The 20,632-nt window shown below is 66.1% G+C and carries 17 protein-coding genes and 1 pseudogene; 3 read left to right on the top strand and 15 right to left on the bottom strand.

Translation table 11 applies throughout. From position 1 onward, the window contains the following. Positions 1-22 precede the first annotated feature (22 nt). Positions 23-730 carry a thioredoxin domain-containing protein gene (locus IPK85_25560; protein MBK8250731.1) on the top strand — a complete coding sequence of 236 codons (708 nt, stop codon included), beginning with the start codon at positions 23-25 and terminating at the stop codon, positions 728-730. 11 nt (positions 731-741) lie between these two features. Here the strand turns inward: IPK85_25560 and IPK85_25555 are convergent, their stop codons facing one another. From IPK85_25555 to IPK85_25545, 3 genes and pseudogenes are all read right to left on the bottom strand, one after another. Beyond that, positions 742-1,302 (bottom strand): LemA family protein, encoded by a 561-nt coding sequence (locus IPK85_25555; GenBank protein MBK8250730.1) that lies wholly within the window; start codon positions 1,300-1,302, stop codon positions 742-744. 183 nt (positions 1,303-1,485) lie between these two features. Next, entirely contained in the window at positions 1,486-2,202 is a 717-nt protein-coding gene (locus tag IPK85_25550) for a nucleotidyltransferase domain-containing protein (GenBank protein ID MBK8250729.1), read from the bottom strand. A gap of 347 nt (positions 2,203-2,549) precedes the next feature. Further along, a pseudogene (locus IPK85_25545) lies at positions 2,550-2,957 on the bottom strand (TPM domain-containing protein). A 107-nt stretch (positions 2,958-3,064) separates the two neighbouring features. Here IPK85_25545 and IPK85_25540 point away from each other — a divergent pair. Together IPK85_25540 and IPK85_25535 are read left to right on the top strand one after the other, a co-directional pair. Further along, positions 3,065-3,838: a thioredoxin domain-containing protein gene (locus IPK85_25540; protein ID MBK8250728.1), complete on the top strand. Its 774-nt coding sequence runs from the start codon at positions 3,065-3,067 to the stop codon at positions 3,836-3,838. Positions 3,839-3,844: 6 nt separating this feature from the next. Continuing rightward, the gene (locus IPK85_25535) at positions 3,845-5,131 is read left to right on the top strand and encodes a hypothetical protein (GenBank protein ID MBK8250727.1); all 1,287 of its coding nucleotides are present in this window, start codon (positions 3,845-3,847) and stop codon (positions 5,129-5,131) included. 383 nt (positions 5,132-5,514) lie between these two features. Here IPK85_25535 and IPK85_25530 read toward each other — a convergent pair whose 3' ends face one another. From IPK85_25530 to IPK85_25475, 12 genes are all read right to left on the bottom strand, one after another. Then, entirely contained in the window at positions 5,515-6,150 is a 636-nt protein-coding gene (locus IPK85_25530; protein ID MBK8250726.1) for a hypothetical protein, read from the bottom strand. 175 nt (positions 6,151-6,325) lie between these two features. Then, the gene (locus IPK85_25525) at positions 6,326-6,811 is read right to left on the bottom strand and encodes a CHRD domain-containing protein (protein MBK8250725.1); all 486 of its coding nucleotides are present in this window, start codon (positions 6,809-6,811) and stop codon (positions 6,326-6,328) included. 162 nt (positions 6,812-6,973) lie between these two features. Beyond that, a complete protein-coding gene (locus IPK85_25520; GenBank protein ID MBK8250724.1) occupies positions 6,974-7,774 on the bottom strand; it encodes a DUF4397 domain-containing protein in 801 nt (266 codons plus the stop codon). Between the two features lie 34 nt (positions 7,775-7,808). Beyond that, positions 7,809-8,294 (bottom strand): hypothetical protein, encoded by a 486-nt coding sequence (locus IPK85_25515; GenBank protein MBK8250723.1) that lies wholly within the window; start codon positions 8,292-8,294, stop codon positions 7,809-7,811. A 2-nt stretch (positions 8,295-8,296) separates the two neighbouring features. Further along, positions 8,297-9,937 carry a RagB/SusD family nutrient uptake outer membrane protein gene (locus tag IPK85_25510; GenBank protein ID MBK8250722.1) on the bottom strand — a complete coding sequence of 547 codons (1,641 nt, stop codon included), beginning with the start codon at positions 9,935-9,937 and terminating at the stop codon, positions 8,297-8,299. A 58-nt stretch (positions 9,938-9,995) separates the two neighbouring features. After that, on the bottom strand, positions 9,996-13,403 hold the full coding sequence (locus IPK85_25505; protein ID MBK8250721.1) for a SusC/RagA family TonB-linked outer membrane protein: 3,408 nt from the start codon (positions 13,401-13,403) through the stop codon (positions 9,996-9,998). A 244-nt stretch (positions 13,404-13,647) separates the two neighbouring features. After that, positions 13,648-13,893, bottom strand: a complete 246-nt coding sequence (gene atpC, locus IPK85_25500; GenBank protein MBK8250720.1) for an ATP synthase F1 subunit epsilon — start codon at positions 13,891-13,893, stop codon at positions 13,648-13,650. A 1-nt stretch (position 13,894) separates the two neighbouring features. Then, positions 13,895-15,322 carry a F0F1 ATP synthase subunit beta gene (gene atpD, locus IPK85_25495; protein ID MBK8250719.1) on the bottom strand — a complete coding sequence of 476 codons (1,428 nt, stop codon included), beginning with the start codon at positions 15,320-15,322 and terminating at the stop codon, positions 13,895-13,897. 75 nt (positions 15,323-15,397) lie between these two features. Continuing rightward, entirely contained in the window at positions 15,398-16,258 is an 861-nt protein-coding gene (gene atpG / locus IPK85_25490; GenBank protein MBK8250718.1) for an ATP synthase F1 subunit gamma, read from the bottom strand. Positions 16,259-16,317: 59 nt separating this feature from the next. After that, positions 16,318-17,886 (bottom strand): F0F1 ATP synthase subunit alpha, encoded by a 1,569-nt coding sequence (locus tag IPK85_25485; protein ID MBK8250717.1) that lies wholly within the window; start codon positions 17,884-17,886, stop codon positions 16,318-16,320. A gap of 110 nt (positions 17,887-17,996) precedes the next feature. Next, a complete protein-coding gene (locus IPK85_25480; GenBank protein MBK8250716.1) occupies positions 17,997-19,304 on the bottom strand; it encodes a hypothetical protein in 1,308 nt (435 codons plus the stop codon). Continuing rightward, positions 19,301-20,611 (bottom strand): hypothetical protein, encoded by a 1,311-nt coding sequence (locus tag IPK85_25475; protein ID MBK8250715.1) that lies wholly within the window; start codon positions 20,609-20,611, stop codon positions 19,301-19,303. Before IPK85_25475 ends, IPK85_25480 begins: the two co-directional genes overlap by 4 nt. Positions 20,612-20,632: the final 21 nt, after the last annotated feature.

Genomic DNA, 20,632 nt, shown 5'->3' with positions numbered 1-20,632 from the left:
TCAGCCACAGTCGGAGAAGTCCATGCAGCCACGATACCGAACCACCTTCCGCCTCACCCTGGCCTCGCTGGCCCTGATCGTCACTGGTTGCGCCGGCGACGACCGGACAGCCGCCTCGCGCCAGCGAGGGCTCTCCGTCGCGGATTCGGTCCGCGCCCGTCGTAACGCGCGTCTGGCGCTGCGCCCTGACACCATGGGGAACCGGGTGGACTCGCTGCGGATCGCCGGGTCTCCCGGGGCCGGCGTGTACATCGTCGTGGTGAGCGACTTCCAGTGCCCGGAATGCCGCGCGTTCGCCCGTGACGTGCTCCCCGTCCTCCGCGACGAGTATGTCGCCACCGGACTCGCTCGACTCGCCTTCATCAACGCGCCGCAGGACGACCACTTCAACGCGCGCTTCGCCGCCCACGCCGCCCTGTGCGCCGCCTCGTCCAACCAGTTCTGGGCGATGCATGACACCCTGTTCGCGACCCAGGGCCAATGGGCGCGCCGCGAGGACCCGCGACCCTGGTTTGACAGCATGGCCGTCGCGGTGGGCGCCGACGCGGCCGCTCAATCCCGCTGCACCGAGCGCCAGCCCCTCCTGCACCTCATGGCCCAGGACATGGAGCGGAGCGCCGCAGCCGGCGTACGGGAGGTTCCGACCGTGATCATCGGCGAAAAACGCCTGAGCGGCACCTCGCTCACCCTCCCGCAACTCCGCCGCGCGATAGACGCCGCGCGGCGGTAGCTACCCCGCGGTTACTTGGAGAAGTCGACCTTCGGCGCGTCGCCCGTCGCCGCGGCACTCGCCTCGAAGTACTCCCGCGCCTTGGACCCGATCACCTTGGCCGTCAGCACCTGCGGGAACCGGCGAATGTAGGCGTTGTACTCCTCGACCATCGCATTGTAGTCCTTGCGTGCGGTGGCGATGCGGTTCTCGGTCCCCGTGAGTTCGTCCTGCAGGCGCAGGAAGGCCTGGTCGGACTTGATCTGCGGATAGGCCTCGACCGCGATGTTGAGCCCCCGGACCGCCGTCGTCAGCTGATCGTTCGCCGACGCCATCTCCTTGAGGTCGCCCTTCTCGAGGGCGCTGCTGAGCCCCGACCGCGCGCGCGCGACCTGGGTAAAGACCTCCAGTTCCTGCTTGGCCTGGCCCTTCACGGTCTCGACCAGGTTGCCGATCAGGTCAACGCGACGCTGCAGCTGCACCTGGATATCCTGGTTGGCACGCGCCGCGCGTTCGTCGTAGGACTGGATCGTGTTGTAGCCGCACCCGCCGAGCACCAGCGGCGCGATAAGGAGGAAGTGTCGAATGCGCATGAGAGTCGGGGTCGAGAGGTGAGAGACAACGAACAACAGACAACAGACAACAGACAACAGACAACAGACAACAGACAACAGACAACAGACAACAGACCGTGGGACGACACGAGCAGCGGCACCACCACTAGCACCACGTCCCAGCCATTACACCTGCGACAAACAACCAGCAACCCGCAACGACTACCCCACCACTCGCGCGTCGATGTACGACGCCAGCGCTCCCACTGTAACGAGATAGCGCTCCAGCACCACCGGTACCTCGGCCTTCGTCATCAGTTCCTTGGCACGGAGATGGCGAACCACCCGCAGCACCGCCGACAGGTCAATACCCGAGCGTTCCGTCGCCCGTGCGCACGCCGCTTCGGAGTCGGCCGCGGGCTCCTCCCCAAGCAGGCGAAGCGTCGCACGCACCAGCACCATCATCGTGCTCACCGACTGCTCCAGCAGCTCCTGTTGGGCCGCCACATCACCACCCGTGGTGAGCACCGCATGACGCAACCGCAACAACTTGCTCATCGCTTCGTGTTCCAGCTGGAGCCGGAAGTCCTTCATGTCGACGCGTACACCGTCCAGTGGGAGTGACCCCGCCAACACCTTGTGGTGCGCGAGGATGTCGGCGTACTCCATGGGGAAGATGTCGGCACTGCCGAGCCACTCGACCCGCGTGAGTGTGAGTGGCGGGGGGTTCCCGGCCTCCCGCCAGGCCTGGGCCACCGGCGCCTCCTTCCGGAGCTGCTCCATCCCGATGCGCTCGACGACCACGAGCACGTTGAGGTCGGAATGCTTTTCGAGATGCTCGCCGCGCGCCGCCGAGCCGTAGAGGACGACCGCCACGAGGTCGGTGCCGTACACCGCCCGCAGCTGATCGATCAGGTTGTTCAAGGTCATCTTTGCCATGGTCACCAACTCCCGCCAGAGCCGCCGCCGCTGAAACCGCCACCACCACCGAATCCGCCGAAACCTCCGCCGCCCCCACCACCGCCAAAACCGCCACCACCCCAGCTCACGTGTCCCCCGCCGCGCCGCCCCGAGTGCACCGCCTCCGCCGCCAGGGCGTAGAGGCATCCGCGCCGACCACCGCCGTATCGGCTCGCCTTCGCCGCCGCTGACAGCACGACGAGGAGGACGAAGAACAGGACGAGGAGCAGTTCCGGAGGGAACTCCCCGGTTCCCCCGGCCCCTGGCGAAAACCGCGCGTCCACCAGCGCGCTATCCAAGGCAAAGCCAAACTCCCCCGCGTACCGCTGCGCAATCCGGGTCGTGATCAGTTCAAGCGCGCTCGAGTAGTCCTGCTGCTGGAAATACGGGATCGCCTCGCGGCGAATGTCCCCGGCGGTCCCGTCAGTAATGAACCCCTCGGCCCCCTGCCCCGTCGCGATAAAGACCTGGCCCCGGCCGTCCGAGGCGGTCTCCTTGGGCACGACCAGGACGACGACGCCGGCATTGCGTGCTCGGTCCCCGATGTCGGCCGCTTCGCCGAGCTTCCACTCCCGCCCGATCCGGAGCGCGACATCGCCGGCCTCCGCGCCGCGGATGTCTGGCATGGTCACGACCACGATCTCGCCGCCCGAGCGGGCCTTGACCGCAAAAATCAGCCGGTTGATCCGATCAACCGTCGCCGGCTGCAGCACGGCGGCCGCATCGACGACCATGTCGGCCCGATCGGCGGCGAACCCCCGCGGTGGCGAGGGGATCTGCACGTCCTGCAGGAACAGCGAAACGCCGAGGAGGAGAACCAGCGACAACGGTGTGGGGAAGGTTGGGAGTACTACGGGAGTCTAAGCGGAATGGTGACACCCGGGAGTCACTACTTTGCGGGGGGATTCTGCACGGACGTTCTCTTGCCTTTCGGGGATCCGCGCCGAGCCCCCTGAGCTGCCGTCTGCCGTCTGCCGTCCGCCCTTTACCCGCTCATCCGTGCGCCGATCCGTCGCCCTCCTCCTGCTCGTTCTCGGCTCCGCTCACCGCCCAGGGCAAGGCCATCGACCCGCGCGTCACCCGTGCCGACCTCGCCCGCATCGAGGGCAAGCCCACGGCCAAGCACTGGATCCTCATTGTCTCGGACTTCCAGTGCCCCTACTGCAAGGAATTCCACGAGAAGACGGCCGCTCAGGTCCGGAAGGAGTTTGTGCAGACCGGGATCGCCCGGATGGCCTACATCCATTTCCCGTTGCGCATCCACCCGAACGCGGTCCCAGCGGCCGAGGCGTCGATGTGCGCGGCGGCGCAGGGAAAGTTCTGGCCCTTTCATGATCGGCTGTTCGCCACCCAGCAACGCTGGGCAGCCGAAGCCGCACCTGATGCGACCTATCGCACCTTCGCACGTGAACTTGGCCTCGCACTTCCCGAGTTCGAGCAGTGCATGCGCGACGACGTGATGCTCCCGATGATCCAGGCCGACTACCAGCGCGGCGTGCAGGTCGGGGTCAACAGCACGCCGACGATCCTCGTCGACAACATCCGGCTCGACGGCAATGCCCCGATCGCTTCGATCCGGCGTGCGATGCAGCAGGTCCGGGCCGCGGCCAGGTAGGAGCAGGTGCTCGGGCCGCTCGGCGTCGCGTACGCGGGGGTCGGCCGCCTGGCCACCGCCCTTTCCCGCGTTGTCCCCGAGGGCGAAGGCAAACTCCGACGCACATTCACCGCTCGCGCGGGGGTCGTGGAGCGGTGGGAGCGCTGGGCGCATGACCACCGCGACCCCTCGCGACCGCTGGTCTGGTTCCATGCGCCCTCGGTCGGCGAGGGACTGCAGGCGCGTCCCGTGATGGAGCTGGTGCGCGCGCGCCACCCGGACTGGCAACTGGTCTACTCACACTTCTCGCCGAGCGCGGAGCGTTTCGCTGCCGGGTTGGCGGCTGATTTCGCCGACTACCTGCCGTTCGATACGCGCGATGCAGCCTCGCGACTGTTGGCGGCCCTTCGTCCATCTGCCCTCGTATTCAGCAAGCTCGATGTGTGGCCCGTGTTGGCGGAGGAATGTGCCCGCGCGAGGGTGTCGTTAGGCATGGTGAGCGCGACGGTCGGCCCGGCCTCGGCCCGCCGCGGCCGCATGGCCCGCGCGATCCTGCGCGAGGCACACGCGGCGTTCACGGCCGTTGGGGCCATTGGGCCCGAGGACGCGCAGCGCCTGGCCGAACTCGGCTTCCCGCGAGGGGCGATCACGGTCACGGGGGACACGAGGTACGACCAGGTGGTTGGTCGCGCCGCCGCGGTCGACCGCTACGCTCCGTTGCTCGCTGCGTTGGGCGATCGCCGACCAACCCTGGTGGCTGGGAGCACCTGGCCCTCGGATGAAGCGGTCCTCGGACCGGCCTGGGAGGCCGTGCGCACGCGCGTTGCCGGCGCCCGCCTGATCGTCGCCCCGCATGAACCAACCGCCGCGCATCTCGCCCCCATCGAAGCGTGGGCGCGCGGGGCCGGCCTGAACTGGGCGCGCCTGGGGGACGCTACCCCGGAAACGGAAGTGGTCGTTGTGGACCGGGTGGGGGTGCTGGGAGAGCTGTACGCGCTCGCGACCGTCGCGTGGGTCGGTGGGGGCTTTCACGGCGCAGGACTGCACTCGGTCCTCGAGCCCGCCGCCTTCGGGGCCCCCGTGGTCTTTGGGCCACGGCACGACAACGCGCGCGATGCCGGACTCCTGATCTCATGCGGCGGGGGGTGCGTGGTCGTTGACCTCCCCGCGGCGATCGACGCGGTGCATCGGTGGTTGACGGATCCGACGGTGGCGGGCGGTGCGGCGCTGCAATTGGTGCGCGCGGGAACCGGTGCGAGCGATCGGTCGTACGAGCTGGTCCGACGACTGGTCCTGGATCCGGTGCGGACGTAGCGAACGAGGGCCGAGCCAGCCGGTCAGAGGCAGATGCCGCACGATTGATCGTGGTGGCGGCCAAAGCGGCGTTGTCCTGTCGCCACCGGCGGTTGTCGCCTTGTGGGTGGTCCTCGTGGCAACCGAATCGAGGGTCGTTTCCTCGCCTCAGAGAGTCGCGGCGTTGCCACCGGTCCTCGGAGCGACCGAATCGAGGGTCGTTTCCTCGCCTCAGAGAGTCGCGGCGTTGCCACCGGTCCTCGTGGCGACCGCATCGGGGGTCGTTTCCTCGCCGCCGAGAGTCGTGGCGTTGTCACCGGTCCTCGCGGCGAACGACGTGAGGGTCGTCTTGTCGCGTGCTGCGGTGTCGGATCGCGACCCTCGCCGTTTCGACCGAGTCCGGTCTACCGGCGGAGTCCTGGTGGACGCCAGGCGAGCGAGATCCCCAGTCCGTTCTGAGAGAAGAGGTCCCCGCCACCGAACAGCGCCGCCGCGCGCAGGGAAAGCGCGCGCGTCACGTCGAGGTTGGCGCCAATATCAAAGTTGATCCCGAAGCCCAGGTCGTCATTGCGGCGGCAGTTGTTGCAGATGTCCGCCGAGAGTCGAGGGTGTACGTAGGGAGTTAGCGCGACGTTCTTTTCCAGCTCGAAACGGTAGCCAATCGACGCGCCGACCGGTACACGGATGGTCGTGGATCGGCCGAGCCCAAGTCCGGCGCTCGCGGTGAGCACGACATCGAGCGGCACGTCCGACGTGGAGCGGTGCGCCTCGTAGGCGTAGCCGGCTCCGAGCGCCAGGATGTTGTCACCGAAGTCCGGTGCGACGAGCCCGGCTTCGAGGGTGAACTGCGATCGGGTCCCGGCCAGTTCGCGCCACTGGACGAGGACCGTCGTGCCGGCGCTCCCGGCATCGGCGAGCGCGAAGTTGAACTCGCGGGACTCGATGCGTGGCGGCTGGAAGGCGGGGTAGTTCCACGCCTGCGCCTGCGCGGCGCGGGTGGAAAGGGTGGCAACGAGGAGGAGGGCGATTCGCTTGGTCATGGCGTCAGTTGCGGGTCGCGGCCCCCGAGGGGGGGCCTTTCCATAGTAGTCCACAACCTAACGAATGATCCACCTTCGCCGTGCGATGACCGACATGCGTCGAGGTAGCAGGCTGAGCAGGAAATGACGATGCCGGCTCGCGCCGGCATCGCCTGTTTCCTGATTGGGCCTGGAACTACTTGGTGACCTGCCCTCGGATTTCTCCGGGTCCGTTCCGCCTGGTGTGCACGTTCAGGTACGTCGTGCCCGCCCGGATTCGCGTCAGGAGCGAATCGTAGGTGAAGGCACCGCTGAAGGTGGAACCGCTGCGCCGGATCATTCCCGAGCTCAGCAGCCCGGTAATCCCGCGAGCGGTCGTGGGACCGCTGAACACAAAAAACATCACCGGCCCTGCCGAGTTGGCGTCTCCAGCGTGAAAGTGTCCCTGCGTGACCGAGTCAATCCCGGACACGTAGAGCGTCCACTCGATGCTGTCCGGCGACATGACCGTGACGACGGCACTTCCGGACGCCGTGGAGGTCACGGGGTTTGGGCGTTCGTTCGCCCCCAGCAGGTTGATCACGTACTGCTCCCTGGCGGGAGCCACAAATTCCTCCTCCCCACACGCGGCCAGCGACACGACCGCCACGCTGGAGAGAAACAGCGCACGAGCGAACTGCATAACGACTCCGTTGTACATTGCCTGCGCGCGACGAGGCATGGGGGTGCGGCGCGCGCCCGACGTCGGGGAATTTGCGACAGGCCGTCCCGTTCGGCCAGCCCCAAGCACAAACCCCCGACCCGCAGGGCGGATCGGGGGTTTGTACCGGTCGAGGTCGCCGGGCTACGGTGCCTTATCTACGAGGTAGATGATTCCAGGGGCCGTGAAGCTGGCGGCCGCACTTCCGGCCACCGAGCGGGGGACCACGATGGCGGTGAGAGCGCTGCCGCCGATCGTTGAGCCACCGGCCGCGGAGAGGCCGCCCCCGGCGGCGATCCCTGCCGGCGCCGTCGCGGCTGCGGCCAGCGCCGTGGTGGTTCCCGCCGTGTTCGCCCGCATAACGAGTGCCCCGGTCGGGACGAGCTGGTACGCGCCGGCCGTGCCGTACTGCACGTTCGTCCCGGCAGAGCTGAAGGTCCCGGTGGTGGAGGTAGATCGCTCCACATCAACGGCCCCGAGACCAACTCCCGCATGCACCACACGAACGGCGACCTGGCTGGCCGCGATGGTGGCCGGAATGGGATCTTCGATGACCCAGATGCGGTCGGCCGGCGTCTGTCCGGCCCGGGCGAGTCCGACGTGGATGAGGGTGTAGTACGTGTTTGGCGTGAAGGTGATCGTCGTGTCGACGACGATCTGCGAGGTGATGTTGATATCCTCGCTGGTTGGGAAGATTCGCAGGCGACGGGCGCCGGCCCCCATGGCCTGATAGGGTGTATTCGCCCGGAACTGCATCCCGAGGGCGAATGGCGAATTGTCAACGGCATCGATCGGCCGCCAATCCATGCGGGACGTATCCGGTACGATGTGGACGTATCGAACGAAGGCAATGGGAGGCGTGGGAGCGAGGATGGGACCAGCATCGTCCTCGCCGCAGGCGACGACGCCGAACAGCGCTGCAGCAAGTAAAGTGTGTGTTCTCATGGGGTGGAGTCCTGAGAGGTGTCTGGAGACTGGCTTAATGAGAAATGCGGAAGAGGGGAATTCGAATCTCGTCGGGCCCCGTCGGCGGAACTTCGGGATCGCGGTCGCGTCCCGCACCGACGAGGGCGCGGGTGACGAAGAAGGCGATGAGTCCGCCACCAAACCCGGCGGCCGCCGCCGCCGTCCGTCCACGAGACAACGTGCGCTCATAGACGCGACCGACGTGTGCCGCCGCGATGGTGACGTCCTCCCCGGTCCAACGAGAATCTCCCTCGCGCAGGTAGGACACCTTGAAGACGCGCAACCGGAATTCCCGATCGCTCACGGCCGCAAGGCGCCCCTCGATCTGTGTCACCCCCGGACCAAAACGTTCGGCGAGGTTGACCCGCCCCTGGTCCGAGATGTCGAGTGCCACCTCCATCCCCGGCGCCACCGGGCGCACGCTGGCATCGACCGGCTTGTTGACGTAACACGCGGTGAGGCAAGCGAGCATCGGGGACGCAGCGAGGAGGTTGCGCATGACTAGAAGCCGTAGGTGCCGCGTGCCGCGGTCCCGGGGCCACCACCGCCCATGTCGTAGAACGGCTTGGCCCGGGCATCCATCTCCTGGTTAGGTACCGGGAACTGGAAGGCCGTGCCGGTCACCAGGTCGCCCCAACCGCGCGAGTCGAAATACCAGGAGCCGAATCGGCCGTGGGCCATCTCGATGCGCATTTCGTACTTCATCGCCTCGAGGATGTTGCCGCACGAGGTCGACGTGAAGCTGGGCGCCGCTGGCACCCGTGGCACGCATTGCGAGCCGCCGGGCACCGGGTCGGTGAGCGAGTTCACGGCCCCCGCGAGCGCCGGCAATCCGGCACGCGTACGGGTCAGGTCGATCTTCGCCGCGGCGAGCGCGATCTGCCCCTTCCGGATGTACCCTTCCGCGGCCAGAAGCTGCGCCTCCTCCGGCCGGAACTCGGCCCAGGGACCCGTGCTGGACGCGTCGCGGATGTACTTGAACCGCACGTAGTCGTAGTTGGACGTACCCCAGGGATCGCCGGGTACATCCAATGACGTGCTGCGATTGCGAATGTACGGCATGGCCGAGAAGTCCCCCGGAGCTGCGTTGGCCTGTTGCGCGGCGCGCGTGGCTCCCTGCGGCCACCGCTTGTCCGGCGTCACGACGAGGAATCCGGCCCGACTATTCAGCGGCGTTGCGAGCCAGGCATCATAGCCGCCCGAGACGTCCGCCATCCCCCAGTACATCGGGGAGATTTGGCTCCAGCCGGCCGAGACGTGCATCTGGCTGGATTGGAACCCGATGTTCCATCCGGTTGACCCACCGATCGTGACCGACACCGGGGCCGTGACCCCTGCGTTGGCGTCCGCGATCACGAGGTCCCAGTTGACCGCCCCACGCTCCGCTGGCGTTCGGGCGACCTGGGCGCGGAATCGCGCGCGCACCTGCCGCACGATCTGCACAAACTGATCGCGAGACACGGCCGTGCCCGACATCCAGGCGGCCGGCGCCGGATACCCACCGGTGGCGACGGCAGCGGACGTTGAGGCAATGGCCTGCGCGCTATCCAGATAGGAGAGGGCCGCGTTCATGACCGCCTTGTAGTCGCTGAGCGGCGGAATGGAATCCGACGGCATCCCGGGCCCCACGACACCGGCCGAGTCAAACAGGAGCGCGATGTTTCCGAGTGCGCACGCCACACCGAAAAACCCGAACGACTTCACGCGAGCGTACAGCCCGTCCTGCACCTGCGTCGGTTGGTCCTTCTTGATCTGGTCGAGCGCGCCAATGCCGTTGGAGAGCTGGCGCGACAGTCGCGACAGGAGGGAGAAATGCGTAAAGGGCTCGCCCGTCCCCGGACCACCGCGTGAGTTCACGATCGGCGTGCGCGGGATACCGACGCGGACCCCCATCGAGAAATTATTGAGCTGCGAGTAACTCTCCAGCGAGAGCACCAGAACTTGGGGCTCCACCGCATTCTGCTGGTAGGCGTTGCGACACTGCTGGTACCCCGTGCCGAGCGTTTGCTCAATGGTCGCGACGGCCGCGAACACGCGCCCGACGTCTGGGTTGTTGGGATTCTCGACGTCCAGCGACTCGTTGCAGGCCACCACGGCCAGCACCCCGAGCGCGAACGGCGCCAGTCTGTTCACACGTGACATGGATTCGTCTCGTCGAAGGGAAAACCGGGAGCGGCCCGTGCCGCCCCCGATCATGAGTCTAGAACCGCGTCCCCACCGTGAAGGTGAAGGTGCGCATCTGCGGATATTGGAAGGCAGCGACCGCGGTGAGCGCCGAGCTATTCAAGTTGGTTCCGGCCACACCCACTTCCGGGTCCCAACCGGTGAAATTCGTGATCGTCAACAGGTTGCGACCAACCACCGAGACGTTCACGTCGCCCAACCCGAGGAAGCGCCCGAGCTGATAGCCGAGGCTAACCTCGCGCAGCTTGCCGTAGGCGGCGTCTTCAGTGGTGATGTTATTCGAACCAAGGATGTCGTAGAGCCCACCGACGCCAGCCGAGTTGTCGGGCGCCGTCGTGCGCCAGTAATACCCGAGCGGCTTGGCATCGCCAACGGACTTGCCCGACTGGTCTCCCTCACGCACCTGGAAATCACCAAGGGACCAGTGACGCTCCTGGTTGAAGACCGCGTTGCCGAGGGAGACATCGACGAGCGCATACAGGTTGAATTTCTTGTACGACACGTTGTGCGACATGTTGATCCGATGCTTCGGCAGCGTGTTGCCGAGGCGGGCCTGGATCGCATTGCCAGTGGAATCACGGAGGACGATCGGCATCCCCCAGCTGTAGCCGGGGATTCCCCACGGGGCGTTGACCTGTCCGCCAGCAAGACGGCAATTCGCTTCGCCCGTCGTCCCGGTGGCGGTGCCGTTTCGCACGCACCCGGGATTGACCGCCTGCCACAGATTCTTGGTGATGCCGTCCTTGGTCGTGTTACCGGCACCGGTCCACACGATCAGCCCCTGGTTGTTCTTCTGGTAGCTCTTCCCCGCGCCGCAGTCCGCCGCAAACTGGGCGGGCAGCTGCGAGCAGCTTGTGACAAATGCACGGCCCCAAATCGTGCCAATGCGCTCACCCTCGGCGAAGCGGAAGGTGGAGCTCGCCGTCGTCTGGAAGAAGGGCGGGATGTCGAGGTCCGTAATGAACGAGTAGGTCTGGTCCCAACCCACGCGGCTCGTCCACGTGAGGTTGTTCGTGGTGAGCACCGGAATGTTCAGCGACACTTCCCACGTGTGGTTGTCGAGCGTTCCGCCATTCCGCCACTGGTTCGCAAAGCCGGACGATACCGAAGGGGGCACGAGGATGATCTGGTCGTCCGTACTCGAGTACGCATACGTCACGTTCAAGCCGATCTTGCTGAACAGCTCGGCATCCAGGCCATACTCCTGCTCGGTCGTGTACTCCGGGCGCAAGTTGGCGTTACCCAGCGTCGAGGCGGTCACCGTACCGCCGGCGCCAATCGTGAACGTTTCGTACTGCGCGGAAAAACTCGGGCGCCCGCCGGCGGTCCCATATGAGCCGCGCAGCTTGAAGTCGTTCACGGAAGTCTTGAGCGGCCACCAGCTCTCGTCGGAAAGCCGCCACGCCATGGATCCGCGGTAGTAGGTCGCCCAGCGATTGTTCTCGCCAAACAACGACGAACCGTCCCGACGGACCAAGCCGTCCATGATGTAGCGGCCCTTGTAGTCGAGCCCGCCCGCGAGGACACCGCCGACCGCGCGCACCGTCTGGAATCCCGAGCTCACCGACTGGTTCGCCGTGACGTTGTTGAGCGTTCCCAAGCTCGGGATCGCCAACGTGGTCCCCGAGGAGCCAATCCCTTCGCTGTCCTGCTGCTCATACGCGTACCGCGCATTCACCCGCGCATCGAGCCCGTCAAGAACGAAGTTGCTTTTCCGCGCCGTCCCCTGGATCGACATGTTGATGTTGTCGTCCAGCGAAGAAGACTCGCTGCGGTTGCCGATGCCGGTCGTGCCGGTTGACGTGGTCACGCGATATCCACGGTCCTGCTGGAAGAACCCGCTCTGGCGCCGCCGGTCGTAGCTGGCATTCGCCTCAAAGTCGAGCCAGCTCGCCGCCGCAAAACGCGTAGTGTTCGACGCGAGGAACCGGTCCGTGTCCGTGCGACCCTGGTTCGCCTCGTTCCAGTACAGCGGATTCGCGTTCTGGTCACCCTGGTTCAGCGGGTTCGACCGCACGAACAGGCGCCCGAAGGCATCGCGACGCTGCAGGTTCACACCGGCCGGCACGCGCGTAAGGCGGAAGAACTCGCCGTCCGGGAACAACGTGTTGTTGGAGTAGAACGTGTTGAGCTGCGTCGTCCACTTGTCGTTGATCTGCTGGTCCGCATTCAGCCGGAAGGTGTTGCGGGTGTACCCCTTGAGGTAGTCGATCGCCCCTTCCTGCCGGAGCTGCGAGGCACTCGCGAAGACGCCGGTGTTGTTGAACTTGCCGGTCATCTCGAAGGTCGCATTGTTGAACAACCCGTTCGTCGTCGTGGCGGCGATGGGGTCGTACGACCGGGGGAAGAACCCGGACTGGAACAGGCCGCGCAATTGTGGCTTCGACAACGACAGCGCGATCCCGCCGTCGTACTGGAATAGGTTCGGACCAAGGGCAAACTGGCCGCCCCCTTCATTGATCCGGAGCGCCTCTTCTTCGAAGTCCATGGTCTGCCAACATTGCGGCTGCCCGTTGACCAGCCCGGTTGCCGCGTTCGTGGCCCGGCGACAGAACCGCTTGTTCGTCGGGTCCATCATGATGAAGTGGTTCTTCGCAAGCTGGAACTCGCCGGCGATGTCGTTATACCCAGCCTCATTCCGCACGTTGAACCGCGTGCCCTGGCGCGCATTCTTCGCGCTCTTCGTCGTCACCTGGATCACGCCGTTCCCGGCGCGTGACCCGTACACCGACGCGGCCGCAGCACCCTTCACCACCTCGACATTCTCGATGTCCATGGGGTTCAGGTCCTGCAACCCACCGTCGTAGATCACCCCGTCCACAATCACCAGGGGCGCCTGCGACCGGCCGCTCGCATTCAGCGACTTGGGGCCGCGCAACACGATCGACGGCGCCTGGCCCGGTCGCCCTGACGGCGAGACGATTTGCGCCCCGGTCACCTTCCCCTGGAGCTGCGTCAGCGCGTTGGTCCCGGGCACCGGAAGATCCGCCACGTTCACCTGGTCCACGGTGAACGCCAGCTTCTTCTTTTCGGTCGCGCCGGTCACCCCGGTCACCACGACCTCGGAGAGACGATTCACGTCGATCTCCAGGGCGAAGTTCTCGGTGATCGTGCCGCCGCCGGCCGCGAGCGTAATGCTCTTCTGTCCCGGCTTGAAGCCGATGGAACGCACCCGGAGCATCACGTTCTGCCCGCGCACTCGCTCGGCTGGCAGCGTCAGGCGATACACGCCCTGCTCGTTGGTGCCTGCCGAGATTGCGAGCTCCGTGATGTAGACGTTGGCACCGAACAGCGGGCCACCGCCTTCCTGCCGTGTGATCGTCCCCGTGATTACGGTACCCTGCGCGAATACCGGAGCGGCCACGAACGTGGCAAACGCAGCGATAAGCAGGGACCTCCGCTGTCCTGACAGCAGTTGTCTCATGCGACCTCCCATAAGGGGCCAAGGGTGGGGTGGGAGCCGAACTGAACAGTTGTCAGCCGTCCGGGGGGGGGTCCGGACGACCGTCGGCCAATCTCCGACCACCGTAATCATCGCGCAAGGGGCTGGGACGGGAGGTCCGAACGGGCAGACGGAGACGGCGGCCGAGGTGCGTCCGGCGGTCCCCAAACGCAAGGGCGCCACCGGATGACCGATGGCGCCCTATCCAACTTGACCGACCGTACGATCAGGCCTGCACGGCCTTCTCCGTCACCACGCGCACATGGTCATCAATGACCTGCATGAAGCCCCCTTCAATATGAAAGGCGCCGCCGGAGCCCCCGAGCCTGAGCGATCCCTTGCCGAGGAGGGTCATCATCGGGGCGTGCCCGGCGAGGATGCCCACCTCACCGTCGAACGCGGGGGCAACCACGCTGTCCGCTTCGCCTTCAAAGAGGACACGCTCGGGGGAGATGACGGAGACCTTGAGCATCTTACGCCTTGGCCAGCTTCTCGGCGTTCTTCGCGATGTCGTCCGCCCCGCCGCACATGAAGAAGGCCTGCTCCGGGAAGTGGTCGAACTCGCCGGCGCAGAGGCGCTCGAACGAGCTGATCGTCTCCTCGAGCTTCACGTACGCGCCCTTCATGCCGGTGAACTGCTCGGCGACCGCGAACGGCTGCGACATGAAGCGCTGGATGCGGCGGGCGCGTCCGACGATCTTCTTGTCGTCTTCCGAGAGTTCGTCCATCCCGAGGATGGCGATGATGTCCTGGAGTTCCTTGTAGCGCTGCAGGATGCGCTGCACCTCGATGGCGGCCTTGTAGTGGCGCTCGCCAACGAACTGCGGATCGAGAATACGGGACGACGAATCGAGCGGATCCACGGCGGGGTAGATCCCCAGCTCGGTGATCTTGCGCGAGAGCACGACCGTCGCGTCCAAGTGGGCAAAGGCGGTCGCCGGCGCCGGGTCCGTGAGGTCGTCGGCCGGAACGTAGATCGCCTGCACCGACGTGATCGAGCCGTTGCGCGTCGACGTGATGCGCTCCTGCAAGTCGCCCATCTCCGAGGCGAGCGTCGGCTGGTAACCCACGGCGCTCGGCATGCGGCCGAGCAATGCGGACACTTCGGAGCCGGCCTGCGTGAAGCGGAAGATGTTGTCGATGAAGACGAGCACGTCGGCGTTCTCACGATCGCGGAAGTACTCGGCCACCGTGAGGCCCGAGAGGCCGACGCGAAGACGCGCGCCAGGCGGCTCGTTCATCTGGCCGTAGATCAGCGCGCAGGAGTTGATGACCCCGGACTCCTTCATTTCCAGGTAGAGGTCGTTGCCCTCACGCGTGCGCTCGCCCACCCCGCAGAACACCGACTTGCCGCCGTGTCCCTTGGCGACGTTGTTGATCAGCTCCATGATGACGACCGTCTTGCCCACGCCGGCGCCGCCGAAGAGGCCGATCTTTCCACCCTTCACGAACGGGGCGATGAGGTCAACGACCTTGATGCCCGTCTCGAAGATCTCGGTCTTGGGCTCGAGGTTCACGAAGTCGGGGCGCTTGCGGTGGATCGGCCAGCGCTCGGCGCTCGCCGGGATCGGCTCGCCGTTGTCGACCGGCTCCCCGAGCACGTTGAGGATGCGGCCCAGGGCCGCCGCCCCCACCGGGACCGAGATGGCCGCGCCGGTGTCGACCGCGTCCATGCCGCGCGTCACGCCGTCGGACGACGACATGGCAACCGCGCGCACCTGGTTGCGCCCGATGTGCTGCTGCACTTCCGCGACGACGTTGATGTCATCGCCGGTGGCCGAACGCCCCTTGACCACGAGGGCGTTGTACAGCTCCGGCAGCTTGTCGGCGTCGAACTCAACGTCGATGACGGGACCAATGACCTGGACGATCTTGCCGGCGTGGAGCGTGGCGGTAGTCATTTCGTGCGAACGGCGAAGGGAGAATTAAGACAGGAGACGACAGACAGCAGACAGCAGTTCACGGACAGCGGAGTGTTACTCGAGCGCAGCGGCACCGCCGACGATCTCGGCGATTTCCTGCGTGATGTTGGCCTGACGAGCACGGTTGTACGTGCGACGGAGGACACCGAGCACTTCGGTAGCGTTGTCCGTCGCGTTCTTCATGGCGGTACGGCGAGCGCCCTGCTCACCGGCCACCGTCTCGACCAGGGCGCGGTAGATCGCGTTGCGCACGTAGGCCGGGAGCAGTTCGGTGACGATGGCGTCGGCCGAGGGGTAGAGCAGGTAGTCCGGCATCTGGCCCTTGCGCGCCGGCGGGTCCACGGGAAGCACCTTCATCGTGGACGGCGGCGTGGCGATGGCCGACTTGAAGTTGGCGTAGACCACGTACACGGCGTCGATCGCGCCACTGACAAACTGCGCCATGAGGGCGTCGACCAGCGAGGCGGCGTCGTCGGCGGTCGGACGGTCGGTGATGTCCGTCCGGCTGACCGCGAGCGCCTGACCGACGTAGCGGAAGTAGCCGATCCCCTTGCGGCCCACGACGTGCAACTCGGGCTCGGTCCCCTGCTCACGCAGGGTAGCAAGGAGCCCACGCGCCTCGCGCAGGAGGTTCGCATTAAAGCCGCCGCACATCCCGCGATTGGTCGTCAGGAGGATGACGGCCGCCTTCCGGACCTGCGCGGGCTGGCGGAGGAGCGGGAAGCGCTCGGCCAGCTCGGCGTTGTACAGGGAAGAGATGACGTCGGTGAGCGAGGTCGCGTACGGACGCGCCGCAACGACGCGATCCTGGGCGCGCTTCATCTTCGACGTCGCGACCATTTCCATGGTGCGCGTGATCTTCTTCGTGTTCTCGACCGTCTTGATGCGGCCCTTGAGCTCGCGACCTTTAGCCATGCTTCACGTGTGCGACAGGTGATGGGGCGCCTCGACTGACCTGCGTCCTGCGACCTGCGCTACTTCGCCACCTTCTGGTACGCCGCAATCCCGCGCTTGAGTGCCTCTTCGGTGTCCTTCGAGAGCGCCTTCTCCTTGCGGATCGCCTCGCCCACCTGCGGGTACTGCGCGGCCATGAATTCGTGGAAGCCCAGCTCCCATGCGCGGATCTTGTTGACCGGCACTTCGTCGATGAAGCCGTTGGTCACCGCATAGATCACCATGACCTGCTGCTCGACCACCATCGGCGAGTACTGCGGCTGCTTGAGCACTTCCACCGTGCGCGCCCCGCGCTCCAGCTGCTTCTTGGTGGCTGCGTCCAGGTCGGAGGCAAAGGCCGCAAAGGCTTCGAGCTCGCGATACTGCGCCAGGTCGAGACGGAGGCGTCCCGCGACGGAGCGCATCGCCTTGATCTGCGCCGAACCACCGACGCGCGACACCGAAATGCCGACGTTGATGGCGGGGCGCACGTTCGCAAAGAACAGGTCGGTCTCGAGGAAGATCTGGCCGTCGGTGATCGAGATGACGTTCGTCGGGATGTACGCGGAGACGTCGCCCGCCTGCGTCTCGATGATCGGCAACGCCGTCAGCGAGCCACCCGGCTTGAAGATCATCTTGTTGTCCACCACGTCCGCGTCCTCGCGCAGCTTGGCCGCGCGCTCGAGGAGGCGTGAGTGGAGATAGAAGACGTCGCCCGGGAAGGCTTCACGACCCGGCGGACGGCGCAGGATGAGCGACAGCTGGCGATACGCCGCGGCCTGCTTCGACAAGTCGTCGTACACGCACAGCGTCGGCTTGCCCTCGTGATACATGAAGTACTCGGCCATCGCCGCGCCCGAGTAGGGCGCGATGTACTGCATCGGGGCCGGATCGGATGCGGCGGCGACGACGACGATCGTGTACTCCATCGCGCCGGCCTGCTTGAGGCGCTCCACCACCGAGGCCACCGTCGACGCCTTCTGACCAATAGCCACGTAGACGCAGATAACGCCGGTGCCCTTCTGATTGATGATCGTGTCGATCGCGATCGCCGTCTTGCCCGTGCCGCGGTCGCCGATGATCAGCTCGCGCTGGCCGCGGCCGATCGGGATCATGGAGTCGATCGCCTTGATCCCCGTCTGCATCGGCTCCTTCACCGGCTGCCGAACGATGATGCCGGGCGCGGGCGACTCCACGCGCCGCTGCATCGTCGCGACAATCGGTCCGCGTCCGTCGACGGGCTCACCAAGCGGATTCACGACGCGCCCGACCAGCGCAGGACCCACCGGCACTTCGAGCACGCGCGACGTGCGTCGAACTTCATCCCCTTCCTTCAACTGCAGGTAGTCGCCGAGGACGACCGCGCCGATGTTGTCCTCTTCGAGGTTCAGCGCGACGGCGGTGACCTGGTTCCCCGTCTCCTTGGCCGTGATGTCGAGCATCTCGCCGGCCATTGCCTTCTTGAGGCCGTAGATGCGTGCGACGCCGTCCTTCACTTCGAGGACAGTCCCCACTTCATCGACGTCGATGCCGTGCAGGTCCGCCGCTTCGATCTCGCGGAGGAGGATGTCCTTGATTTCGCCGGGGCGAAGGATGGTTTCAGACGCCATGTCGGGGGCTCGGTAGTGCGGGAGTCAGGAAAAGCTCCGGGGGAGCTTGTGAAAATTATCACAAGCTCCCCCTCGGTTCAAGGCGACCCCACGTGGGTCCGGCAGAAATCTCAGGGGCTCGTCGCGACCGAAAATGCCCCCAGGTCCAGGGTCATATTGGCCATGGGGGAGACCCCTGCGGCCGTGCCACCCAGGACGCGCTCTCGACTCCCCCAGTTGAGACCATGTGCCCGGATCACCGCTCCCTGGAAGACGAAGACGGGAGCCCCGCTGTCCCCATTGTCGCTGTTATAGGTCACCAGGTCCTGGCAGAGGATCCGGACCCGGTCCATGCCGTTTCGCATGTCGACGCACGTCCCCCGGACCTCACCTCGGGTCCACCCGGTCGTGCGACCGACCTTGTCGAGCACGTCACCCCAGGTTGCATGGCCGGCATTCGACGTAACCTCGAAGGTGGGGGTGTTCGGATCAATCGTCGTAGAGTATGGAGCCCCATCGAGGTCGAGAAACTCGGGCTGGGCGACGGTCCCCAGTTCAGGACCGACGACACGTCCAATGATCGCAGCGTCGCTGTAGCGGCACAGCTTGCGATTGCGGAATCCGCAGGCCCAGCCACGTGGATCCAGCACCTCGACGCCAACGGAGTCCGTGGACGGATTCGATCCCTGGAGGAACCGGACGCCATCGAGCGCCCAGAAGGTGCTGGTGCAATGGGAATTGGTGACGAAGCCGAGGACGCCAGCCCTCCTCGTGATGAAACCAAGGGTGCACGCCGCGGTTTCTTCATTGATCTCGAGCCCACCGATGATGGGCCGCTGGCGATCAGACAGTCCGGCCTGCGGCCGCATGGGTGAGGTGGTGTCTATCCCCACCGCAGCCATCGGGACGGCGAGGCGGCGTGCCAAGGTGAGGACGGTGGCCGTCGCCTCCGGTCGCCCCACGCCAACGAGCACCCGATTCCCGTGCTCGTCGAGATCGAGAAACTCCACCTCGTCGAGCTCCATCAACTCCCCGAAAAGGGCATCGCGCCAGGTGGCGAGCTGCAGCAACGTCCAGGTGGCGAGCTGTCCACGGGTTCGCCCAGTCCGGCCCAGCCCCGGGTGTGACGTGCCCTTCCCGGTCGGTCCATACTTCGCGACGGCGGCGAAGGCCGCCACGGTGTCGCGCAGGTCGGTCACCGACACGACGAGGTCGCCCTTGTCGTAGAAGAAGCCGGCAAACGTTGGCACTTCCCTGGCGATGTGTTGGAACCACTCTTCCTGGGGGCGCTCGATCGCCGGCGGCGTATTGAGCTGAAGGCCGGCGCTGAGCGCGGCGTCGGTCGACGGCGGGTCTGCGATGCCTCGACAGGCCCCCGCGGCCAGCAGGGCACCGAGCAGGACTGGCGCGGTCCCACGGGCGTTCCACTTGGTGTTCATGGGGCCACCGGGGTCAGGCCGCCCAAGTCAATGACGACGTTCTGCAGCGGAGAAAGGAACGTGACGGACCGACCAAGGAACGGCACGCGCCCTCCCCACAGGATACCGTGCGCCTGAACCGATGCGCCCTGAAACACAAACATCGGGGAGCCACTGTCGCCGTTGAAGCTGAACGTAAACGCCTCATCCTGGCACAACACCCGATTCTTGTCGCCCAGGCGACCCTTGAGGTCCAGGCAGGTCTTGTTGACTTCGTCCGAGGTCCACCCGGTCGTGCGGCCGACCTTGTCGAGCACGTCGCCAACGCTCGCGCTGAAGGTGGTACTCGTAACCGTGAAGTTGGGCTGCGTCGCGTCGATGGGGTGTGGGACGAATGCATCGCCGGGCGACTCGATGAGGTCGGTCGGGCGCGCGATCGCGCCGCTCAGGCGGTTCCCTGTCGCAAGTCCAAGGATCGCCGCGTCGCTGTAGCGACACGTCTTCTTCCCACGCCATCCACAGGCGAAGCCGGCGGGATCACGTACCTCGCGGCCGATAGAGTCGGCCACCACTCCGGCACCAACCTGGAACTGCGGCGCCTGATCCGGCCCCCAAAAGGTGTCCGAGCAGTGCGAGTTGGTGAGAAACCCCGTCTCGATACCGGCGGTACCGACGAACCGCACGACGTAACCCAGTGTGCACCCGGCTCCGTCTCGCTGTGTGATCGCCAGGCCGGCCCGAACCGGACGAACGCGCTCCGTGAGCAGCGCGAAGGTGCGACTCGGGGGCACCGCTTCGACGACGAGGGCACGGTCTGGCATTCCCAGCTTGGCGGCAAGTTGCTGCACCCAGGTCGCGGCCGCAGCGTCCGTGACGCCGACCGCGATCACGTTGGCCCGCTCGTCGAGGTCGATGTACTCCACGCTGTCCGACTCGATCAGGTCCTGGAACAACGCGTCGCGCCATCCCTTGAGCTGCATGAACGAGAAGGTGACGCTCGCAAACCTCGTGTGACCGGTGCGGCGCGCCTGCTTGTGAACACTTCCCCCGGCGCCGGTGCCGTCGCGCGCGACGATCGCCGCCGCCCGGGCACCATCCGCCGTGTCCGTCAGCGAGATCACAAGGTCCCCGCGCTCGTAATGGTATCCGCTGAAGGTGGGCACGGCGGCGGCGAGGGCGACGAATTTCTCTTCCTGGGGTCGTCGGATGTCCTGCTGGGGAATCACGGCTCGGAGCGCAGTCGTCGGCTCGAGCGGGCCTGCGACGCCACGATCAGGCTCGGCGCACGCGATGAGGAATAGCGCGAGTACAGCAGGAAGTGTCTTCATTGGGAGAACTCGTTCAGCGCA

Source organism: Gemmatimonadota bacterium (assembly GCA_016712265.1).
Classification (GTDB): domain Bacteria; phylum Gemmatimonadota; class Gemmatimonadetes; order Gemmatimonadales; family Gemmatimonadaceae; genus RBC101.
This window is presented reverse-complemented; position numbering and strand designations above follow the sequence as displayed.